Source organism: Caballeronia udeis (genome assembly GCF_044909315.1).
GTDB lineage: Bacteria > Pseudomonadota > Gammaproteobacteria > Burkholderiales > Burkholderiaceae > Caballeronia > Caballeronia udeis_A.
Genome location: NZ_JBIYEB010000025.1, coordinates 107,519 through 124,793, shown reverse-complemented (window position 1 = coordinate 124,793; position 17,275 = coordinate 107,519). Strand labels below are relative to the sequence as shown.

Annotated in this window: 21 protein-coding genes; 8 read left to right on the top strand and 13 right to left on the bottom strand. The window is 59.9% G+C overall.

All coding sequences use genetic code 11. The features are described 5' to 3' along the window. The first annotated feature begins 28 nt into the window (after positions 1-28). On the top strand, positions 29-304 hold the full coding sequence (locus tag ABH944_RS32215) for an energy transducer TonB (protein WP_404611234.1): 276 nt from the start codon (positions 29-31) through the stop codon (positions 302-304). Positions 305-380: 76 nt separating this feature from the next. On the opposite strand, the gene thpR is transcribed toward ABH944_RS32215, so the two are convergent. From thpR to ABH944_RS32195, 4 genes are all read right to left on the bottom strand, one after another. Continuing rightward, positions 381-974 carry an RNA 2',3'-cyclic phosphodiesterase gene (thpR, locus tag ABH944_RS32210; protein ID WP_404611235.1) on the bottom strand — a complete coding sequence of 198 codons (594 nt, stop codon included), beginning with the start codon at positions 972-974 and terminating at the stop codon, positions 381-383. Positions 975-1,041: 67 nt separating this feature from the next. Next, entirely contained in the window at positions 1,042-1,422 is a 381-nt protein-coding gene (locus ABH944_RS32205; RefSeq protein ID WP_404611236.1) for a DUF190 domain-containing protein, read from the bottom strand. A gap of 189 nt (positions 1,423-1,611) precedes the next feature. After that, on the bottom strand, positions 1,612-1,926 hold the full coding sequence (locus tag ABH944_RS32200) for a DUF190 domain-containing protein (RefSeq protein ID WP_404611237.1): 315 nt from the start codon (positions 1,924-1,926) through the stop codon (positions 1,612-1,614). 75 nt (positions 1,927-2,001) lie between these two features. Continuing rightward, complete coding sequence (locus tag ABH944_RS32195) at positions 2,002-2,724, bottom strand: carbonic anhydrase (RefSeq protein WP_404611238.1); 723 nt, start codon at positions 2,722-2,724, stop codon at positions 2,002-2,004. Positions 2,725-3,044: 320 nt separating this feature from the next. On the opposite strand from ABH944_RS32195, the gene ABH944_RS32190 reads away from it, so the two are divergent. Next, positions 3,045-3,710 carry a DUF3313 family protein gene (locus tag ABH944_RS32190; RefSeq protein WP_404611239.1) on the top strand — a complete coding sequence of 222 codons (666 nt, stop codon included), beginning with the start codon at positions 3,045-3,047 and terminating at the stop codon, positions 3,708-3,710. Position 3,711: 1 nt separating this feature from the next. Here the strand turns inward: ABH944_RS32190 and ABH944_RS32185 are convergent, their stop codons facing one another. Next, entirely contained in the window at positions 3,712-4,041 is a 330-nt protein-coding gene (locus ABH944_RS32185; protein ID WP_404611240.1) for a hypothetical protein, read from the bottom strand. A gap of 417 nt (positions 4,042-4,458) precedes the next feature. On the opposite strand from ABH944_RS32185, the gene ABH944_RS32180 reads away from it, so the two are divergent. The 4 genes from ABH944_RS32180 (at position 4,459) to ABH944_RS32165 (ending at position 7,884) form a co-directional block, all read left to right on the top strand. After that, positions 4,459-4,764 carry an EF-hand domain-containing protein gene (locus tag ABH944_RS32180; RefSeq protein ID WP_404611241.1) on the top strand — a complete coding sequence of 102 codons (306 nt, stop codon included), beginning with the start codon at positions 4,459-4,461 and terminating at the stop codon, positions 4,762-4,764. A 142-nt stretch (positions 4,765-4,906) separates the two neighbouring features. Further along, complete coding sequence (locus ABH944_RS32175; protein WP_404611242.1) at positions 4,907-5,620, top strand: response regulator; 714 nt, start codon at positions 4,907-4,909, stop codon at positions 5,618-5,620. Then, positions 5,617-6,993: an ATP-binding protein gene (locus ABH944_RS32170; protein ID WP_404611243.1), complete on the top strand. Its 1,377-nt coding sequence runs from the start codon at positions 5,617-5,619 to the stop codon at positions 6,991-6,993. The genes ABH944_RS32175 and ABH944_RS32170 overlap by 4 nt, the downstream gene beginning before the upstream one ends. Before the next feature lie 132 nt (positions 6,994-7,125). Further along, a complete protein-coding gene (locus ABH944_RS32165) occupies positions 7,126-7,884 on the top strand; it encodes an alpha/beta fold hydrolase (RefSeq protein WP_404611244.1) in 759 nt (252 codons plus the stop codon). Here the strand turns inward: ABH944_RS32165 and ABH944_RS32160 are convergent, their stop codons facing one another. The 4 genes from ABH944_RS32160 to ABH944_RS32145 form a co-directional block, all read right to left on the bottom strand. Then, a complete protein-coding gene (locus ABH944_RS32160) occupies positions 7,885-8,583 on the bottom strand; it encodes a glutathione S-transferase family protein (protein WP_404611245.1) in 699 nt (232 codons plus the stop codon). Positions 8,584-8,721: 138 nt separating this feature from the next. After that, positions 8,722-8,910 carry a hypothetical protein gene (locus ABH944_RS32155; protein WP_404611246.1) on the bottom strand — a complete coding sequence of 63 codons (189 nt, stop codon included), beginning with the start codon at positions 8,908-8,910 and terminating at the stop codon, positions 8,722-8,724. A gap of 105 nt (positions 8,911-9,015) precedes the next feature. Then, complete coding sequence (locus ABH944_RS32150) at positions 9,016-10,098, bottom strand: NAD(P)/FAD-dependent oxidoreductase (RefSeq protein WP_404611247.1); 1,083 nt, start codon at positions 10,096-10,098, stop codon at positions 9,016-9,018. Positions 10,099-10,338: 240 nt separating this feature from the next. Next, positions 10,339-10,902 carry a TetR/AcrR family transcriptional regulator gene (locus ABH944_RS32145; protein ID WP_404611248.1) on the bottom strand — a complete coding sequence of 188 codons (564 nt, stop codon included), beginning with the start codon at positions 10,900-10,902 and terminating at the stop codon, positions 10,339-10,341. Between the two features lie 130 nt (positions 10,903-11,032). Between ABH944_RS32145 and ABH944_RS32140 the strand changes: the two genes are divergently transcribed. Beyond that, positions 11,033-11,866 carry an SDR family NAD(P)-dependent oxidoreductase gene (locus ABH944_RS32140; RefSeq protein WP_404611249.1) on the top strand — a complete coding sequence of 278 codons (834 nt, stop codon included), beginning with the start codon at positions 11,033-11,035 and terminating at the stop codon, positions 11,864-11,866. Between the two features lie 128 nt (positions 11,867-11,994). After that, positions 11,995-12,879, top strand: a complete 885-nt coding sequence (locus tag ABH944_RS32135; protein ID WP_404611250.1) for an SDR family NAD(P)-dependent oxidoreductase — start codon at positions 11,995-11,997, stop codon at positions 12,877-12,879. A gap of 31 nt (positions 12,880-12,910) precedes the next feature. Here the strand turns inward: ABH944_RS32135 and ABH944_RS32130 are convergent, their stop codons facing one another. The 4 genes from ABH944_RS32130 to ABH944_RS32115 all read right to left on the bottom strand — a co-directional run bounded on the left by ABH944_RS32130 (position 12,911) and on the right by ABH944_RS32115 (position 17,255). Continuing rightward, entirely contained in the window at positions 12,911-13,669 is a 759-nt protein-coding gene (locus tag ABH944_RS32130) for an OmpW/AlkL family protein (RefSeq protein WP_404659615.1), read from the bottom strand. Positions 13,670-13,737: 68 nt separating this feature from the next. Continuing rightward, complete coding sequence (locus tag ABH944_RS32125) at positions 13,738-15,528, bottom strand: acyl-CoA dehydrogenase C-terminal domain-containing protein (protein WP_404611252.1); 1,791 nt, start codon at positions 15,526-15,528, stop codon at positions 13,738-13,740. 14 nt (positions 15,529-15,542) lie between these two features. Beyond that, entirely contained in the window at positions 15,543-16,490 is a 948-nt protein-coding gene (locus ABH944_RS32120) for an electron transfer flavoprotein subunit alpha/FixB family protein (protein ID WP_404611253.1), read from the bottom strand. 15 nt (positions 16,491-16,505) lie between these two features. After that, positions 16,506-17,255 (bottom strand): electron transfer flavoprotein subunit beta/FixA family protein, encoded by a 750-nt coding sequence (locus ABH944_RS32115; protein WP_404611254.1) that lies wholly within the window; start codon positions 17,253-17,255, stop codon positions 16,506-16,508. Between the last annotated feature and the right edge of the window lie 20 nt (positions 17,256-17,275).

Below are 17,275 nucleotides of genomic sequence, written 5' to 3'. Positions count from 1 at the left end.
TTCTGCGTCGGCAGGCAATACAGCGGCCATGTCGGCGGGTTCCGCCGCACGCCTCATCAGCCAGCCGATGCCTTCTCTGCCCGACGATCTTCGCGAGGACGCCTATCAGGCGGTCGCTGTCGCGCGCTTCGATATCCACCCGGATGGAACAATTGAAGTAGAACTTTCAAAGCCGACACAGAACCCTCGCCTGAACGCTTTGCTGCTGGAAACGCTGCGTAAATGGCGTTTTTCCCCGGCGATGCAAGGAGGACAACCCGTGGAGAGCCATCAGGATGTCCGTGTGCATTTCAACGTGAGTTAAGGCGCGCCTTTAGCGTGGGCAGAGGCACGGGTCGTTCAGCCGTCTCCAGGTTCCCCGGTACAGCCCACAACTTAACTCACGCCAGGAGCGGCCATCGTGCAAGCTGCACATGCTGTGTTTTACCCACCCTGCTATCCACGAGAACGAACTCGCGCGCGGTCCACCGGACCGGTTCGAGAGTTCGTTCGGCGACTTCATGCTTGTCGTAAAGCAAGGTCAGATGGGGCGTGAAGCTTGAGGGTTTGAGATTAAATCCGGCTTTCGCCAACGTCGTTCCCAGAACGCCGCGGAACTCCTTCAGCGCAGCAACGCCGTTGCTTCCAAGCAGGACGACAGGCCGGTCGCGGGCTGCCCGGCTAAAACTGCCGACATGATCAAGCACGACGTCGAACGCGGGCATTGAAATAGTGGAAGCAGTGGCTTGCGCCCACGAGGCGACATGCTCAAAAAACCTGTCGTGTATACCGATGGAATGCAAGGTCACGTGGAAATGCTTCGTAGGAAGCGGCTTTCCCTTCAAGCCGCATTCGACACGCAGACGTTGTGCCAACCGCTCGACACGCATGGCGGTATCCTGGTCCGGCACGATCGCGAAGAATAGGTGATGACGCTCAACCGGCCGCAGCGCTGGCCTTGCGTCCAATCCGGGTAACACTAATTGCTCTGGCATACGATGGTCAAACGATAATCAAACGGCACTCACGCCCAGGAGGTTTCGCTTGAAACGGTATCCACAATCACTTCGACTGAGTACCTGTGGGCCGATGGAACCGGAAAAATGTTTTCGCTTTCTTCGGCGGCGCATCTTCGCCTAACAACCCGAACTCAATAGGTGCACGCGTGTAGAAAACATGTACGTTTGCTGCGCGTACGACCTCCAATATCTCGTCCGCTTCATGCTCGGTCACCGCCAGGATGACCTGTACCGGCTGATCGGCGAGTTTAAGAATATGCGCGGCATGATGAGCGCCCGCATGCCCGATACCTTCCGCTGCGCTGATAACCGTCGCCCCTCGAATGTCGCGTTTGCGAACCTCTTGCAGCAGCCATTCACAAAACGTCAGATGACCGCATTTACGGTTCCGCTCAGTGTAGAACGTCAGTTGATAGCCGTTCATGCCGACCTCCGCGGCAACGTCCCAGTATTGACGGAACGCCGCCCTTGCGAACTTTGGTGCGTATACCCCGCGCAGACGGCAACGAGCAGAGCGCGTGCCGCGAACGAGAAATCGCACGACACTTAATTGTAGGTCACGTCTTTGACGCTGTCGCGCTTGCGCAATGCAGCAACCGGAGAATCCTCACGGTTACCCCAGCACCTCGTACTCAATAGGAGCACGCGTATAAAACAGGTTCGTGCCGCCATGCCTGAGGCTCGCGAGCAGCGCATCGATCCGCGCATCTTCCGCGACAACCGTCACTACGACCGGTTGATCGGCTAGTTCGAAAAACCGCGCGGCGTGATACTTGCCAAGCATATCGATAGCTTCAGTCACCTCGACGACCGTCGCCCCGACAATGCCGGCCTTCCTGGTTTCTTCGAGGACCCAGTCGACCACCGTCAGGTGATGCCTGCGATGACCCTGCGTTGCCACATAGACCGTAAGCTGACTTCCTTTCATGGGGTCCTCCGCTCGACTGGTGCACAGACGATCTCCGACGCGCATTGTTGACCGGCGGGAACCCGGGTGATCGCTTCAATCGACAATCCGGACCTTGCCTGAAGCGAGATCGTAGATCGCTCCGACCACTTGCACCTTGCCCGTCCTTACATACTCTCCGATCAGCGGCTTCGAAACCCTCAAGCGGTTGGCATTCAGCCGCACATTCTCGACCGTGACATCCGCCACCAGATCGCCGTGTCCGTGCGTCCTGGCAATCTCGACGGCCGGCCTGATTGCCCTGGCCAGTTCAGGCAAATGCCCCGGCAAGACAGCGTGTTCGCGGATCGCTTTGATCGTGGCTGTGACCGCGCCGCAATGCGTATGTCCAAGCACCACGATCAACGGTACACCCAGGAACTTCACCCCGTATTCCAGGCTGGCGAGACCATCGTCGTTGACGAAATTGCCGGCGACCCTGACGACGAACAGGTCGCCCGGACCTTGATCGAACGCCAGCTCCGGCGAGACCCGCGAATCCGAGCAACCTACAATCGCCGCAATGGGATATTGCGCCGTCAAGCGCGCTGCCCGGCCAGCAGAATAGTCCTTGTTCGCAGGTGTATTGGCAACGTAGCGATTGTTGCCCTGCAACAGACGAGCGAGCGCATCCCCGGCTGGAATCGCGTTCGGAGCAGGCCCCGTTGAAGGTTGATCCGCACGTGCATCATGCAGCGAAAACGCAGCGATGGTAACGGACGCCACGCCGGCGAACAGAGCGCGCCGCCGCGGCAAAGAACAGATTGAATGAACACACATGGATCGTCTCCTTCAGAGGGACAAACGCCGCACCCATCGCAAGACGCGGATACACGTCCTGCGTTCTTCGATACTGCGTCAGCCGCGCCGAGGCGAACGTGTCCTTCGCCTCGTTACGCAGCAATCATCGCTACGCCGCGAGCAGCATGGTCTATAACTTAGGGGCCGGCGGAAGTGTCGAAACAACAACTCGCTTCATACGAATTCCCGAGCGTCACCATGGCCGTGTTGCCTCGTTTCCGCTCATTACCAGTTGGTGAATCGTCGAGAAGCCACGCATTACGTCGCTTCCCCATGCGGGTCTGAAGAAGGGGCGCACCATGAATGGACGATCCGGGTTGTTGCGTCTGCTGGTGTGTGCGTGCGCCGCAACAAGCCTTGCCTGCAGCATCGCGAACGCCGGGAACCTGATACCGGCAAGCGTACCGCTAACGCCTGTCGTGCAGTTCCCGGGTACCACCGGCTATATCGCCCCCGACTACGATGCGCGACGCGCCATGCTGCATAGCGTGTATATCCCGCCGATCGAAATCTTTCTCGCACCGGATTCTCCATACAAAGGTATCGAGCCCGAGCAGATGGCCGAACTGACCACCGCATTCAGCAATGCGTTGCGCGAGAACGTGTTGAAAACCGCGAACGTGGTCGACACGCCGCAGCCCGATTCCATGATCCTGCATATTGCGCTTACCGATGTCCGGCTGACCAGGCGCTCGCTGCGTTTGCGCGACCTCACGCCAATCGGCGCCGCTATCGATGGAGCAAAGCGCGTGGCCGGGGTGAGCAAGGTGTCGCTTACCACGCTGACGGTCCAGGCCATCGGTGTAGCCCCGGACAGCGACATCGCGCTTTTCGCCATCAACAACCCGCCGCCTCCCGGCAGTGCCGAACCGGAGCCGGTGCGCCTGGATCAGGTGCCGGCGCTGCTCGAGAAGAAAGCCGAGCGCTTGCGCGCAGCGTTCACCGCGATACGCGAGCAACACTAGCTCAGTGCATGCCGGCGACCGGCACCATTACAACGGGTTGTGCGTAGGTTACGTTCGCCGCAGGCACCGCAGCGTAGGCGCCCCTCACAGGCACATAGACTACCGGCGCAGGTTTCGGTGCCGCCACATAGACTACCGGCTTCGGCGCGGGTGCGGGCACCGCCACGACATAGGCCGAACGCACCGGCACGGTGTAATACACAGGCCGCGGCGGCGGTACATAAACCACAGCCGGTCCGGCGTAGACAACAAATGTCCGTGCTTCAACGCCGGTGGAAAGCATGAGGCCGAGAGCGGTGGCGGCAGATGCACTGATAAGACGAATGTTCATGTGGATTCTCTTCGATTCGATCGGCAGGTGCCGCCTTCGCTTTGGAAGCCGTTCCGCCGGATGGTTCGCATTGCATCAGGGCCTTGCGAATCCGTTGAAGCGCTCATGGCGCCGACCACCGAAAGATACGCAAACTGCGTCCCGAAGCCACGTCGAAACATATTTCATTCGATGTCACCAATCACTGGCGTTAAGACGTTTGGGCAAGCATTTTCTGTAGGGAATAGATGCTTACTTCACGATCCCGTGCATGACATGCGGCGACATGATTCGTAGCCGGTTTGTTATTCATTTTCAGGCGCTGACCGATAAGCTTCGGTCTGCCATTGATCGGGGCCACTTCAAACGGCGAAACACAAACACCCGCAATCGATGGAAAACAAATCCTTCATTTACCGAATTCCACTGGAGAACCTCATGAAAAACGCACTTGCCATCTTCATCCTGTCCATTGCCGCCTCGTTCGCCAGCACTGGCGCCATGGCGCAAACCGAACCGCAATCGGCGGCCAGCCCGCAACGCATGGAGCACGCCATGCAGCAGTTGCAGGCGCGCTTTGCAGCCGCCAACACCACGCACGACGGCAAGCTGACCCGGGCACAAGCAGCGCAAGGCATGCCGAGGGTCGCGCAAAACTTCGATCAGATCGACACGCAAAAGGCCGGCTACATCACCCTGCCGCAGATCGAGCAATTCATGCAGCAGCGCGCGGCATCGCACTGACGGTTACGTGGCGAGAGGTAAAAGCTTTTTGTTCTGTGCGTACCGGACTATTGTCTATTGGACTGCAGACCGCTTTGCCCCGCTAAAGAAGCTTGCCGAACGTCACGAAACCCGTCCGTCCGACGCATTGAAGGAGGCATGAATGGAGAGTCAGCCGAAGATCATCGTTCTCGACGATGAAGCCGAGTTGCGCAACATGCTGCAGCGCTTCCTGAGCGGTCACGGTTTCGAAGTCCGGGTTGTCGCCGACAGCAAGCGGCTTGATCGCTATTTGCAGCGCGAGCCCTTTGACTTGCTGATCCTCGACCTGATGATGGATCAGGAGGACGGGCTGTCGGTCTGCCGGCGTTTGCGCGCCGAGGGCCAGACGCTGCCCATTCTCATCCTCACCGCCAAAGGCGATCCGGTCGATAAGGTCATCGGTCTTGAAACCGGCGCCGACGACTACCTGGCCAAACCGTTCCTGCCGCGTGAACTTGTTGCACGTGTTCGCGCACTGCTCAGGCGCCAGAAGATCGCGGCAGGCGAACCCGTGCTCAGGTCGCAGACCGTGCGTTTCGGCGACTACTGCCTGGATCTCGGCAAACAGCGCCTGTACAAGTCGGGCGAATTGTTCGAGATTCATTCGACCCAGATGCTGCTATTGAATGCTTTGGGCGCCTCACCGAACCGGCCCGTCAGCCGCGACAATCTGATCGCCCGCTCACGAGGGCGGGACCACGACGCGCTGGATCGCAGTATCGATGTGCAGGTGCTACGGTTGCGGCAGATCGTGGAAGCAGATCCGTCGAAACCGCGCTTCGTCAAGACGGTCTGGGGCGTGGGCTACATGCTGGTCGCGGAAGTCGAACCATGAGCCGGCCCATGCGCCCAATTGCGCTGCCGCGCTCACTGTTTACACGCAATATCGCGCTGCTGGTGGCGCTGGTTATTGTCAGCCAGATCAGTTCATTAAGCGTACTAACGCATTTTGTCCAGAGACCGCGGATCGAGCGCGCCGCAGAAACTTTCGCTATTTATGTGCAAACGCTCGACGACCTGCTGCAGACTGCTGCACTGGATGCTCAACACGGTCTTGCAGTTCGCTTCGAAGCCAGACAGGAATTCCCGGCCGGCGCCGCCCCCGAGCCTGCGTTGACGTTGAGTAATTTCTATCGGACCTATCAACGCGATGTTTTTATCGATACCTTGCGTCAGCATCTGCCCGCGAACATGGAGGTTCAATGGCAAACCGAAGGCGAACAACGGCTTTGGATTCGCGCGCATCTTGGTCACGAACGGTACTGGATCGCCCTGCCCGTTCCTGAAGCCGCGCACAACGACGGCATGCTCTCCGCTATTGCGCTGTCACTCGCGCTCGGCGGCCTTGCCATCGTCACCGCCTACCTGATCCAGCGCCACATCAACCGGCCGCTGCGCGATCTCGCCAACGCGGCGCGCCGCTTGAGTTCAGGAGAGGCGCCGCAAGCGCTGCGGGTGGATGGACCGACCGAGATCGCGCAAGTCAGCGTTGCATTCAACCAGATGGTCAGTGCGTTGCAGGAAGCCGATGCCACCCGTTCGCTGATGCTCGCCGGTATCTCCCACGATATCCGCACGCCGTTGACCAAGCTGCGTCTCGCCGTGGCCATGACAACACCATCGGAAGAACATGACGAACTGGCGGTATCGACGGATCATTATCTCGATCAGATCGACGCCATTCTCCAGCAGTTCATGGACTATGCCGGCAGCGGCGCGCGCGAAGCGGTTGAGATCGGCGACCTGAATGCGCTGGTCTGCAATCTTGCGGCCGACTTCGCGGGCCTGGGTCACGTGTTCGAACTCACTCTCGGCGAGCTGCAACCATTCGCGTTCCGTCCGATCAGCGTCATGCGCGTATTGATGAACCTGATGCAGAACGCGGTGCTGTACGGGCGCGTGGGGTTGTCGGTGCGGACGTGGGCCGACAATGTGAGTCACACCGCGTACGTGGAGGTTGCCGATCGCGGCAAAGGCGCGAATGGCGGCGATCTGAATACGTTGAAAGCTCCGTTCAAACGCGGGCGATCGACGGGCAAGCATCCGGGAGGGACGGGGTTGGGCCTGGCTATCGTCGAAAGGATTGCGAAGCTGCATGGCGGTGAGCTTCAGTTGTCGCAGCGTCAAGGCGGCGGGTTTGCGGCTGTCGTCTCGTTGACAATGAGGGCGGAGAATCAGCGCTCGCAAGAGGAACATGGCGCCACCTAGAGCATTCGCAAACAAATCGGATGCCGACCCTCAACACGGTGTTCCGCGTACTATTCTGGTCTCGACGCGGCTTGAATGATCGCGCTGAGCAACGCTTAACTGCCCAAAACAAAGACAAAGACGGAGACCGACTTGGCAACCCCTGACAATCTGATTGATGCGACCACTCCTCGCGGAGACACAACCTATGTCCTGGTTCACGGCGCCTGGCACGGTGGTTGGTGCTGGAATGCCGTCGCCCGGATCTTGCGCGCTCATGGGCATCAGGTCTTTACTCCTACGCTCAGCGGCCTCGGCGAACGTTCGCATCTGCTTTCGAAGGCTATCGACCTTGGTGTGTTCATCCAGGACGTCGTCAATGTCCTCGAATACGAAGACCTGACCGGCGTCGTCCTGGTCGGCCACAGTTTTGGCGGCCTGCCAATCACGGGTGCGGCCGATCGGGTGCCTCAGCGCATCCGCCAGCTTGTCTTTCTCGATGCCGTGGTGCTCGAACACGGACAGACGGCATTCTCCCGGCTCGCACCCGGGATCGTGGCGCAACGCATCGGGCAATCGAACGAATCCAGCGGCGGCCTTTCCATTCCGGTGCCGCCCGCGAGCGCATTCGGCGTGTTCGAGGCCGCTCAAGTGGCACTGCTTGAACGTAACTGCACACCCCATCCGCTGAAGACCTTTGATGACCCCATAGCGCTGAACGGACCCGTGGGCGGCACGATTCCGAAGGTGTACATCCAGTGTGTCGATCCGGTGTATGAGCCGTTGCAAGCCAGCCGCGACTTCGTGCATGCTCAGAAGGACTGGGCATGGGACGAAATAAAAACCGGACACGACGCAATGATCAGCGCGCCCGAAGCCCTTGCTGCCAAATTGCTCGGGTACGCGTCTTAGTCAGGCGGGTTTGGCTATCGATGCACGCACTGCATGGCAGTGCCGCACAAGCTCAGGCCGAGCCAAAACGAACTGCTTGAGCGGCGTGTCTATATCGTAGAAGAAGATATTCGCCACGAAGCCAAAAACACTGGCGTCAATGCTCGTTGGCAGCGCACCGAACAGGAATTCGTTGTCGCCAAGCAGGTTCGAGATCACTTGCAGATCGGCTATCCCTCGTGCATAGACCTCGCCGGGTTCGAAACGGCCGATGCCTTGATATCGATACCGCTCGAAGTTGTATTGCCGGGCCGCGTCAAGGCTGTCTGCTGCGATGTCCGGGTGTGCGGACAAGAACGCGCCCTTGAAGACCGGCCAGAAACGCGGGTCGCTCCAGCGTGAATACGACATGACCCAATACAGATCGTCGAGCGCCCGCCTGATCAGAAAATCCAGGTCGTGCTGGATAGGTGTCAATGCGTCGTCGATAGCCAGGCCGTACTTGCCCTTGAGATAAGCAATGATGGCGTCGCTGTCACCAATCGATTCCTGGTCATCGGTCACGTAGGGAAGCTGCCCGCGAGGCGCTGATTTTGTGTCGAGGATATGCCGATGATCGAAAGGCAAACCGCAGAGCTTAAGGAATGCGAATACCTTCAGACCATACGGATTGTTGTCTTCGAGACCGTAGAGTTCGGGGTACGAAAAGAGGGTGATCATGCAACGCTCCCTGAAAGGGTGCTGCGTAGTGAGCTGCGGAGTGAGCTTGGGCGCTCCTAGTTTATGCCAAGCGGCCCGGCGAGCGCCCGGAGATTGCTCGGGAGCTTGTACCGTGCCCGCGCGGGCCGTTACCGATCGTTAAGCCGGCGGACAAGCGAAAGCGGCGAATACCCGCGCGACGATAACCAACGCCTGCTGCTTCAACTCCTCCTCCGATGCCCCCGCTCCATCCAAAGGCAGCGCGGCCTCGCAGATCATCGAACCGATCATTCTTGCGACGAGGTATGGGTTCTCGCAATCAAGCCGCCCGGCCTTGCCAAATTCCACCACCGCTCGAGCCCGGATCTGCTCCGCAAACGGCAGGGTCCTGGATTGAGACGATGGCGGCTGCTGATGTGAGCCAGAGTTTCCCGTTGCAAGCCAACGGGAAACTCACTCCTGATGCGCCGAACCCGACGCAATACGCTCTGCGAGCCCGGCGTCGTAACTTGAATGTACATGCACCCGCTTCTTGTCAGGATACGCGTAGGTGTAAGCCTTCCTCAGCGCCAGCGACGCCTCGTGAAAGCCCGAAAGAATCAATTTTTGCTTATTCGGATAATTCGCGATGTCCCCCACTGCGAAGATTCCCGGTCGCGAACTTTCGTAGTTTGAGGTATCCACATCGACCCGGCCGCCCACTATTTTTAAATCCCACGTTGCTATCGGTCCGAGGTCGGCGACGAGGCCATACAGCACGACCAAATGATCTGCATCGATCTGTGCAGTGCCGCCGATCTGCCGGATCTCGATCGATGCCAGCTTGTTTTCGGGTGCGGACAACGACGCGATCGAACCGACCATGAACTCCATTTCACCAGCATCGACCGCGCGCCTCATCTCATCGACACTCGATGCCACCGCGCTGAACCCATTGCGCCGATGCACCAGCACGACTCGGCGCGCGACCTTGCGCAAAGCCAGCGCCCAATCGATTGCCGAGTCGCCACCGCCGGCGACTATCACCGTCTTGCCGGCGAAATCAGCGAGATTTTGCACGCTGTAGTGAACGTGACTACCTTCAAGCGGTGTCGCTTCGGGGAACGCCAGGCGTTGCGGCACGAACGCGCCGTTCCCGGCGGCCAGCATGATCGCGGCGGTATCGAAGACGAGGCCCTGGCCCGTCGTGACCGTCCACCTGCCGTCTTCACGCTGCTCAACGCTTTCGACTCGTTGACCCAGGTGAATCGGGGCGTTGAAAGGACGGCATTGCTCCATGAGGCGGTCGACCAGCTCACGCGCCGTGCACGATTGAATGGCGGGGATATCGTAGATGGGCTTGTCGGGATACAACTCAATGCACTGGCCGCCGATCCTCTCCAGCGTATCGACGATCTGACACGATAACCCGACCACCCCCGCCTCAAATGCCGCGAAGAGGCCTACGGGACCTGCACCGATGATCAGGACATCGGTGCTTATTGGCGATGTTGGGGAAGTTGGTACGTCGATAAGAGTGTCTGTTTCAGAAGTCATTCGATATCCGTGGTGTCATGCATGCGGGCGCGCTGCATCTGTTGATCCACCATACAGAACCTGCCGGACCAGGGCAACGAAGGCACCACGGGCGACGTGGGGACTTGCTTCGGAGGCTCTCATCGCCCTGTGGAGTCTGGCCGATGAGGATATCCGGACTGCTCGATATGGAGTGCAGAGACGCTCGGATCTCGACCCGGCCGCAAGATCCGGTCGGGATCGATCTCCAGTCGAAAAGAATCAGCCTTTCCGGCCAATCGCGGCAGCGACGATCGCGACCTGCACGCCGATCATTCGCCGCATGTCTGCCCCATCGCGAGCGATTTCCTTGAACCCCTTGATCGCAAACACAATGGTCTCGGCCAGGTCCCCGGCCGCTATCCCGAGGCCGGATTCGGCAAGTGGCGCGCTGATGATTTCCGTCAGCAAGTCGCCGAACGCGGAGAACCCATTACAGACGGACGCGAAACCGAGGTCAAACATGTCTTTCGCGTCCGGGTGCGCCTGCACCAACTCGAATCCCTCCGCTCCCCACGCCTCGCAGGCATAGCGCAGCTTTTTTTCGAAGCCGCGATAGCGCGGCAGCCGCTGGCGAATCTCACTCAGCTTGTCAGCCACCATTGCGTCCACGACCGCGTGAAAAATCGCGTCCTTGTCGGGAAATGCCAGATACAGCGTCGGACGAGACAGACCCGCCGCTTGCGCGATGTCCGCCATTGTCGTGCGCGCGTAGCCATATCGTAGAAATACGCCTATTGCCGCCTGGACCACCTGGTCACGGCGCGTTGAAGTTGTTTCGCTCATGACCCCGATTATGGCACATCGACGACAAGACACTTTGACGAAAACTGTCAGATGAACTAGACTTTTGTCATTGACATTTTTACCAAAACTGTCAATTAGTAACATCTATCAACCAACTCGAGAGATACATATGGCCAGCCCCAAAGTGTGGTTTATCACCGGTGCGTCGCGTGGCTTTGGCCGTCGATGGGCAGAAGCCGCGCTGGCACGCGGAGACAAGGTTGCGGCTACTGCACGTGACGTGCAATCGCTCGTTGCGCTGCAAAAACAATACGCCGATACCCTGTTGCTGCTCCCGCTCGACGTCACCAACCACGACGAGGTTGTCCGCACCGTCAATCGAGCGCACCAGCATTTCGGACGCCTCGACGTGATTTTGAGTGTTGCCGGTTATGGCTATATGGGCGCCATCGAAGAGGTCAGCATCCAGGACGCCCGCGCCAACTTCGAGACCAACGTGTTCGGAACGCTGTCTGTAATTCAGGCCTCCCTCCCTCTGCTTCGAGCGCAGGGATCGGGACATATCCTGCCGGTGTCGAGTGCGGGAGGAATCGTTGCGTTCCCGACGGGTGGCATCTACGAAGCCACCAAATTTGCGGTCGAGGGTTTGGCCGAAGCACTTGCCGCAGAGGTGGCCGCATTCGGGATCAAGGTAACGATCATCGAGCCGGGTCCGTTCGCTACGGATTTCATGAATGAATCGTCCATCAGGCAGGCACCACCCATGCCGGCTTACGAGCCTGTGCGTCAGCACCTGGCGTCGATGTTGTCAGCCGACGCCTTTGGCGATCCCTCCGCGACGGGAGAAGCGATTCTCAAGGTGGTCGATTCGCTCGAGCCTCCCCTTCGTCTCATCCTTGGCAGCGCAATGCTGCCCTTGATCAAACAGGTCTACGCAGAACGCCTGAAGGTTTGGGAAAGCTGGGAGAACGTCTCGAAGGCCGCGCAGGGGAGCCACAACTAGATTGCCGTCACGAGACGCGCACGTTTTTCAATATTAATCGCACTACGAACGACGTTCACATCGTGATCCTGCACACGCGTTTGTAGCTAACATCGTTTAGATCTGTTGACCTGAAAATGGAATTCACTATGTCTGATACTTCAAAAACCTGGCTGGTAACCGGCGCTGGGCGCGGCCTTGGGCGCCTCATTAGCGAGGCGGTCCTTGCCGCAGGCGATCGCCTTGTTGCTGGCGCCCGCGATCCCGAACGTCTGGCAGATCTGGTCGAGCGCTATGGAGACAGGATTCATCCCGTTGCCCTCGATGTCACCGACGAGGTTGCCGCGCAGCACGCGGTCGACCACGCGATCAATGCCTTTGGCCACCTCGACGTGCTCGTCAATAACGCGGGTTATGGCCACACCGCTCCGTTCGAGCAAATGACATCGCAAGATTTTCGCGACCAGGTGGAAACCAACCTGTTCGGTGTGGTCAACCTGACCCGTGCGGTGCTGCCAGTGATGCGCAAACAGCATTCCGGTCATATTTTCCAGGTGTCATCGGCGGGCGGCCGTACGTCGACGCCGGGATTGTCCGCCTACCAGGCAGCGAAGTGGGCGGTCGGCGGGTTCAGCGACGTCGTTGCAAAAGAGGTTGGCCACCTGGGCATCCGCGTATGTACGCTGGAACCGGGAGGGATACGCACCGAGTGGGCCAGCGAAGCACGTTGCGGCATTGACGACATGTTGCCGGACTACGAACCGTCGGTCGGCAAGATGCTCACCCTTCTGGAAGCTTATGGCGGTCATGAGATCAGCGACCCTGCGAAGATCGCGGCATTGATTGTCCAACTGTCACGTCGTGACGAGCTGCCGCTGCGTCTGTTGCTCGGCGGCGATGCGCTGCACGTCTGCAGTCTCGCAGACGCCCAGCGCGCCGAGGAACAGGAACAGTGGCGCGCAACCACCCTTTCCACGCATTTCCCGGACGCGCAGTTGCCGGAAGGGCTCGACGTACTGAAGAAGCCGACATGACATGAAGTGGGCGTTGCAGCCGCTACGCTCGCTAGAACCGGTATCCAATTCCAAGAAAGACGATCACCGGATCCGCCGTGATGCGCGTCTTGCTGGACAACACCGTCTGACCGTTGGCGGCCACGGAACTGACCGTCGCATTTGTCTTCAGAGACAGATAGGTCACCGACCCGGTCGCATACCAGTTCTTGCTGATATTGTAAGAGGCGCCCGCGGTAACCGCTGGGTTCCATGATGGACTGAGCGAAGCCTTGACCTGTCCTCCCGGCCCTGCAATCTGCTGCAACGCACCACCGAATGTCGAATTGAGATTGGTATGTGAGAACCACGTGTAGTTCCCGCCAATACCAACGAACGGGCGCAGCTTCGTCTGTGCGTCGAAGAAGTAATACTTCAGGAACAGAATGGGCGACCACGACCGGGTGGTGGCGAGCGGCGCCAGATTCCCAAGATTGAGCGATGGGCCGCCAGCACCGAATGGTGTGGCGTTGCCCTGCGCAAAGAGCTGGAGCTTGGGCGGTATGCCCGCCGCCAGATCGAAAGCAATATGGTCCGTGACGAAATAAGTGGTCGATAGCTCCAGGGTGAACGTGTTATGTATCTGACCGCCCGTTCCCGTTGACGTGAATGTGCCGAAAGCCGAACTGCTCTGCAACGACGTTGCGGAAGACGGACCAAAGTCGAGCCAAACTCCACCCACGCTGGTTATGAGACTACCCGCGCTCTGCGCCATCGCACTGGAACATATCGCGGCCGGTATTAACGCAAGGTATGCAATTTTTTTCACCATGTCTCCTCAATTTATTTCGCAATACATATTAATGTTCTTGAATCACCGTTTTATTGCACCACCACTGCTCAGAACTGTTCAATCGGAAGGCTCGACCCGCTCGATGCGCCGCTGCGGATTGTCTCCAGAAGTGCGGTCGCTTTAGGCAAGACCTTGTCGGCGTAGAAGAGCGCGGTGGCAAGCTTCGCGCGATGGAAGTCCGGATCTTCACCCGCTGCGGCTTTGCTTGACGCAGCAAGCGCTGCACGCCCCATCTGCCAGCTGCCGCACACGTAGCCGGTGAGCATCAGATAGTCGACGGAGCTGGCAAGCGCTGCGTCGGGCTGAGTCGCCAATGCTTGCAGCATCCATGCAGTAGCGTCGTCCAGCGCCTGGATGCCGGCTGCGAGCGCGGTGCCAACAGACGCCACTTGGGTATCCGTGCTGCGCGCGAGCTCCAACGCGGCCTGACGCATCTCCGCGACTAGTGCAGCCATCCCTGCGCCCTGGTCCGACGCGAGCTTCCGGCTGACGAGGTCCGCAGCCTGGATCCCTGTGGTGCCTTCGTAGATCGGCGCGATTCGTGCGTCGCGCAGGAACTGGCATGCACCCGTCTCTTCGATGTAACCCATCCCGCCATGCACCTGCACACCCGTCGACGTAATCTCGACGCCCAACTCCGTGCACCATGCCTTCAACACGGGGATCAGCAGATCGACACGCGTCTGGCGACGTATGCGCTCATCGGCGTCAGGGTCGCGGTGCGCGCGGTCCATGTCCGCGGCCATCACGTACGCGAAAGCACGCATCGCTTCGACCTGGGACTTCATCGTCATCAACATGCGCCGCACATCCGGGTGATGAATGATCGTCACACCACCAACCGACTTGCTGGCCGCGAGCCGCCCCTGGACGCGTTCCTTCGCGTATTCGCGGGCCTGCTGATAAGCGCGTTCCGCAATCGCGAGCCCTTGAATGCCTACCTTCTGGCGCGCTTCGTTCATCATCGTGAACATATGCGCGAGACCTTTGTTCTCCTGCCCCACCAGATACCCGATCGCCCCGTCCTGATCGCCGAAGCTCATCACGCAGGTCGGGCTCGCGTGAATGCCGAGCTTGTGTTCGAGGGACACGCAGTGAACGTCGTTGCGTTGCCCGCTGGAGCCGTCGGCATTCAGCAGGAACTTGGGCACGACAAAAAGCGATATGCCGCGCACACCCTCGGGCGCATCCGGCGTGCGTGCAAGGACGAGATGAATGACGTTATCCGTCATATCGTGATCGCCCCACGTGATAAAGATCTTCTGGCCGTAGAGGCGATAGTGGTCGCCTTCGGGCACCGCCTTCGTGCGCACGGCGGCGAGATCCGAGCCCGCTTGCGGTTCGGTCAGGTTCATGGTGCCCGTCCATTCACCGCTCACGAGCTTGGGCAAATAGCGTCCCTTGAGTTCTTCCGAGCCGTGCTGCCTCAACGCCTCCGTGGCGCCCGCGGTCAGCAGGGGACACAGCGCAAACGCCATGTTGGACGAATTCCACATTTCGACGGTTGCCGCTTGCAGCAACTCGGGCAATCCCTGTCCGCCGAAATCCGGGTCACCGGAGAGGCCGGTCCAGCCGCCTTCGGCGAACTGCCGGTAGGCTTTCGCGAAACCGTCCGCCGCAACAACGCCGTCCTTGGTCAGGCGCGCGCCCTGCTCGTCGCCGGGCTTGTTAAGTGGCGCCAGCACTTCTGTCGCGAGCCTCGCCGCCTCGTCGAGCACGGCTTCGGTAAGATCGGTACTCACTTCCTCGAAGCCCGGCAGCGAAGACAACTCATCAAGACCGGCCAGTTCCGTCATCACGAAGCGCATGTCGCGCAGCGGTGCAATATAGGTGCTCATCATGGTCTCCGGAATCAGTTTTGTTGCAGTTTGTCCAGCTCACCGGACAACTCGGGCAATACCTTGAAGAGATCGCCGACGATCCAGTAATCGGCGACCTGGAAGATCGGCGCCTCCTCGTCCTTGTTGATCGCGACGATCACCTTCGAGTCCTTCATGCCGGCCAGATGCTGGATCGCGCCTGAGATACCGACCGCGATATAGAGTTGCGGCGCGATGACCTTGCCGGTCTGGCCCACCTGATAGTCGTTCGGCACGAAGCCGGCATCGACGGCAGCGCGCGACGCGCCGACCGCGGCGCCGAGCTTGTTGGCGATGTCCTCCAGCAGTGCGAAGTTTTCGCCGGAACCCATGCCCCGCCCACCCGAGATCACCCGCTGCGCCGCTGTCAGTTCAGGACGCTCGGAACGGGTCAGTTGCTGGCTCACGAAACGCGAACCCGGGACCTCGCGGGCCGGGGCGAGCGATTCGATCGCCGCCGCGCCGCCTTCGGCGGGCGCCGCGGCAAAGGCCGTCGTGCGTACTGTGATGACCTTGATGCGGTCCGAGCTTCGCACCGTCGCCAGCACATTGCCCGCATAGATGGGGCGCACGAACGTATCGGCGGACTCGACGGCAACGACATCGGAGATCTGCGCGACGTCGAGCAGCGCGGCCACGCGCGGTATCGCGTTCTTCGCGGTGGTGGTCGCAGGCGCCAGCACGTGGGTATAGTCGGCCGCGACCGTCGCAATCAGCGCAGCCAGGTTCTCGGCCAGCGGATGCGCATAGTGCGGCGCATCGGCGACGCGCACGCGGTTCACGCCGGCGATGCTCGCGGCCTGCCCGGCCACTGCTGCGCATTGCGCTCCGGCGACGAGAACATGAATATCGCCGCCAAGACGCGCAGCGGCGGTGACGGTGTTCAACGTCGCAGCCTTCAGCGTCTGGTTGTCGTGTTCTGCAATAACGAGTACGGACATGGTTTCCTCTTTCGATCAGATGACGTGCGCAACGTTCTTCAGCTTCGCCACGAGATCCGCGGCGTCGGCGACACGAATGCCTGCCTCGCGTTTGAGGGGCTCCGCGAGCTTCAGTGTCGTCAGCCGCGGCGTGATGTCGACGCCGAGGGAATCGGGTGTCACCACATCGAGCGGCTTCTTCTTCGCTTTCATGATGTTGGGCAGCGTCGCGTAGCGCGGTGTGTTGAGCCGGAGATCGGTGGTCACAACGGCCGGCAGATCGACCTCGATCGTCTCGAGTCCACCATCTATCTCACGCGTCACGGTCGCCTTGCCTGCTTCGACGCTCACCTTCGATGCGAAGGTCGCCTGCGGCCAGCCCAGCAGCGCCGCGAGCATCTGGCCGACCTGATTCGCGTCATCGTCTATAGCCTGCTTGCCGAGCATCACGAGTTGCGGCTGCTCCTTGTCCACCAGCGCCTTGAGCAGCTTCGCCACGGCGAGCGGCTGCAACTCGGCGCTGGTCTCGACGAGGATGCCGCGGTCGGCGCCGGTCGCCATCGCCGTGCGCAGCGTTTCCTGGCAGCCCTGCGCTCCGCAGGACACAACGACCACCTCGGACGCCGCGCCGGCCTCCTTCAAACGCACAGCCTCTTCCACGCTGATTTCGTCGAAAGGGTTCATCGACAGCTTCACGTTCGCGATGTCGACAGCGCTGCCGTCGGCCTTCACGCGAACTCTCACATTCGCGTCGACGACGCGTTTGACAGGAACCAGTACTTTCATTGCCTCCTCCGTTTCGATAA